Source organism: Brachyspira pilosicoli (assembly GCF_019402445.1).
In the GTDB taxonomy this organism is placed as follows: Bacteria; Spirochaetota; Brachyspiria; order Brachyspirales; family Brachyspiraceae; genus Brachyspira; species Brachyspira pilosicoli_B.
Genome location: NZ_SRZM01000259.1, coordinates 1 through 3564, shown reverse-complemented (window position 1 = coordinate 3564; position 3564 = coordinate 1). Strand labels below are relative to the sequence as shown.

Here is a 3564-nt window from a genome sequence, read left to right as displayed (position 1 = left end):
GATAAAGCTTTTGTATATGAACTTAAGGCAATTTTAAAAAAACAGATAATTAATATAAAAAATATCCGAATAAAGAAATAGATGTTTAATATTTTGTTTAATTTATTATATACAAAAAATTAAAATTTTGGTTATATTTAAATTAGAATAATAAAAAGGATATTTGGTATATGGAAGATAATATTCAAGAAATAAAATGGGAAAGTAGGTTTAATACTGGATATAAAAGAGTAGATGACCAGCATAAAGAACTAGTTAATATATTAAATAAGTTATATATATTAGTTATGAATAAAGACATATCGAAAGATGATGTAGCAGAAGAATTAAATAACATTATTAAAGATACTGTTGATTATGTTGCTTATCACTTTTCTACAGAAGAGGCTATAATGAAAGCTATAGATTATAGCGGATTTAAATCTCATGTAGTTAAACATAGGAATTTTACTAATAAAGTTTTAGAAGAAGTAAATAATTATAAGATTGGCAAAGAAATAGATATAAAGGGATTCACTATGTTTTTGAGGGATTGGCTGTTTAATCATATTGTAGTTGAAGATAAAGTTTTTATTAATGAAGTAAAATCTACTTTAGAAAAAATGGCTAGAGAAGAATATAATAGCTAATTATTGACAAAAACTCCCAATAATATATATTCTAATCTATGAAAAAATATATATTGTTTTTTTTAATATTTTCTATATCTGTATTGTATGGTCAGCTTCAAATATTCAAACCATTTAGACAATTACATACAATAAATACAGAGAAATTTGAAATAATATTTCCTATTGAGTCTAGAAGAAGTGCTGAAAAATTAGCTGGTATTGCTGATGATATTTATGAAGAGTATTCTACAATATTAGACAGCAAAGTATATGGTAAAATACCAGTAGTTATCACTCCTGATATAAATTTATTTAATTCTGTGGCAGTGCCTGTTCCATATCCTAGAATAATATTATTTGACACAGCAGAATCTGGCGAGCTTACCATAGATGAAGATAATTTTAGAGGTACATTTATACATGAATTAGTTCATTTACTTAGTTTAAACTCTAAAAAAGCTGGTATTCAAACAAGAATCTTTGGAAGTTGGGCTTCTTTGGTTTTTATAAATACACCAGGGTTTATGCTAGAAGGTGTTACTGTTAGTATGGAGAGTTATAAAGGGTTTGGTAGGGCTAATGACCCTTTAGTAAAACAAAGATTAAGACAAGATATATACGAGGGAAAGTTTAAGACACCTATGCAGGCTAGCGACCTTTGGCGAAAACGTCCAGGCGGAACTGTGTATTATGAATATGGAGGACTTTTTTCAAAATACTTGCAAGAGCGTTTTGGAATGGATAAGTATAATGAACTTTGGGACGCTATGAGGCATAAGTTCTCTTTTTCTTTTAATGTATATAATGCAGGATTTTATGGAGCTTTTAAAAAAGTTTATAATATAGATTTTCTTGATGTGTGGGCAGAGTTTCAAAATTATATTATGATTAAAAACATTAATCCAAGTGAAGATTTGATGGTTAATGATAGAGAAACATATATTGAGGACATAGATTCTTATGATGATACGCTTTATTATATAGATTCTAATCTTGGTGCTTTATATTCATATAAAAAAACAAGAAACAATGAAAACAATAAAAAAGATTTAAAATTTGAATTTCTAATAGATAAAAGTTCTGAGAGTTTGGATATTTCTGCAGACGGCAAAATGGCGTTAATTGTATCTTATACTTATAATTCTGGGCTTTATAGATATATAGTAAAAGAATATGATTTAGAAACAAAAAAAAGAACAAAAAGAAAATGGTATGATTTACAATATGCTAGCTTTTTTAGAGGCGGTATAATAGGCATAGGTAAAGATTTGCATAATACTACTTTTGTTTATATTGATGAAAATAATAATAAAGAAGTATTGCTTGAGCCTAATGATACTATTACTTATACTTCTCCAACAGTAATAGATGATAATAGGATAGCTTTGATAGTAATAGACAAAGGCATTAAACATATAGCAATTTATGATTATAATGATAAAACTCTTAAATATGTTAATACACAAGATAATACACTTAATTATGTGCGTTATTTGAGATATTCAAATAATAGGCTTTTATTTTCTTATAACAATGATGATAGTTTTTACAGATTAGGTGAATTAGATTTAAATGCAAGTAGAATAAGATTATATAATAAAAACTATTCTGGAGGCGTATTGTCATCAGTTAATGTTTTAGAAAATGGTGAGAATGTTGTTTATTATAAGGGAAGATTTTCTGAATATGATAGATTAATGACAGAAGACACCACTATTAATCCAGAAACAAAAAATATCACTCTAACAGATAAAACAATAGAAAAGTATAATTTCTCTCCTCAAATAGAATTAGGAAAACATAATCCTTTTAAATATATTAAACCTTGGTCTTTATGGTTTCCTTTCCCATTATTTAATGATACATTTCAATATTTCTTTAATGGTATAGGATTAGCTACTGCAGTATCTTCTGTAGAGTTTGATAATCTTTCTATATTGATGATTGGTTATGATATACCTTCTCAATTTTTACAAACTCAACTAGATATGAGATTTTACGATTTACTTTATCCTATCAATTTTCAATTTGGAAGCGATATAGTTTATTCAACTTATAGTAAATATTGGAGAGTAAGCAGTGCTATTAATATGCAATTTAATCTTTTTACAGAGAGTGATAAGGTGTTGTTTTATATAGCTCCTACAATATCTACTGCATTATTTTCTGATACAATATACTATAACAATCCTCTTTATTATCAAAGTGCTTTTAATTGGAAATTTTCTTCTTGGACTTTTAATACTACATTAGCTGCTATTTTTAGATTTAAATCTGCTTCTGATAAACCATATTTTAATGATTTAGTACAAATATCTCTTTATCCTACTTATTCTGTGAGGTATAATAAATTTGCTCTAGATTTTAAAACACAGTTTCAAACAAGATACGCCCCTATTAGAGCGAGTTTTTACGGCTCTTATGCATTTGATACTGCCGCAGCCTTTAATGGTGCTTCAAGGGTTTTCGGCGGAAGATATGTATCTGCTCCTAGTGAGTTTTATAATTATGTAAGCCAACAGAAATACAGTGATAATTATTTTCTTGCTGGAGATATAGAGCTTTTTGGTTATTTGGATGCACAATTTAATTTGAGTCATTTATATTTTGAAAACTTCTTTGCTTCTGTTTCTTATAGGGGGGCTTATTATGATAAAGATTATATGCAGTCTATAGCATTAAAGGTGGGTTGTGATTTAAGCGTACTTGTTTTGCCGTATAATGTGGTTACTGGTCAGCCTTATATATCTTTAGCACTAAAAATGCCTGAAAGAATTACTGATAACATATCTGTTAATGATTTATATATAAGTTTCGGCTATCAGTTTGCTTGGTAGATTATTATACCTATTTTTATAATTATTGATAAGAATTAATCATGAAATGTTATGATATATTATGAAATAACTATATTTTGTCATGCAAGTTTTTGTTTTATTCAACTTTTTCCCGC

The 3564-nt window shown here is 27.2% G+C and carries 2 protein-coding genes; both read left to right on the top strand.

The genetic code is table 11. The annotated features are described in order from the left end of the window. Positions 1-170: 170 nt before the first annotated feature. Positions 171-629 (top strand): bacteriohemerythrin, encoded by a 459-nt coding sequence (locus tag E6A48_RS08525; RefSeq protein WP_219709705.1) that lies wholly within the window; start codon positions 171-173, stop codon positions 627-629. A gap of 38 nt (positions 630-667) precedes the next feature. Continuing rightward, positions 668-3448: a TreP protein gene (locus E6A48_RS08520; protein ID WP_219709703.1), complete on the top strand. Its 2781-nt coding sequence runs from the start codon at positions 668-670 to the stop codon at positions 3446-3448. The last annotated feature ends 116 nt before the right edge of the window (positions 3449-3564 follow it).

Excerpts from the sequence above, each read along its gene's own strand:
- E6A48_RS08525 (WP_219709705.1), top strand. The coding sequence starts at position 171 with ATGGAAGATAATATTCAAGAAATAAAATGGGAAAGTAGGTTTAATACT.
- E6A48_RS08520 (WP_219709703.1), top strand. The coding sequence starts at position 668 with ATGAAAAAATATATATTGTTTTTTTTAATATTTTCTATATCTGTATTG.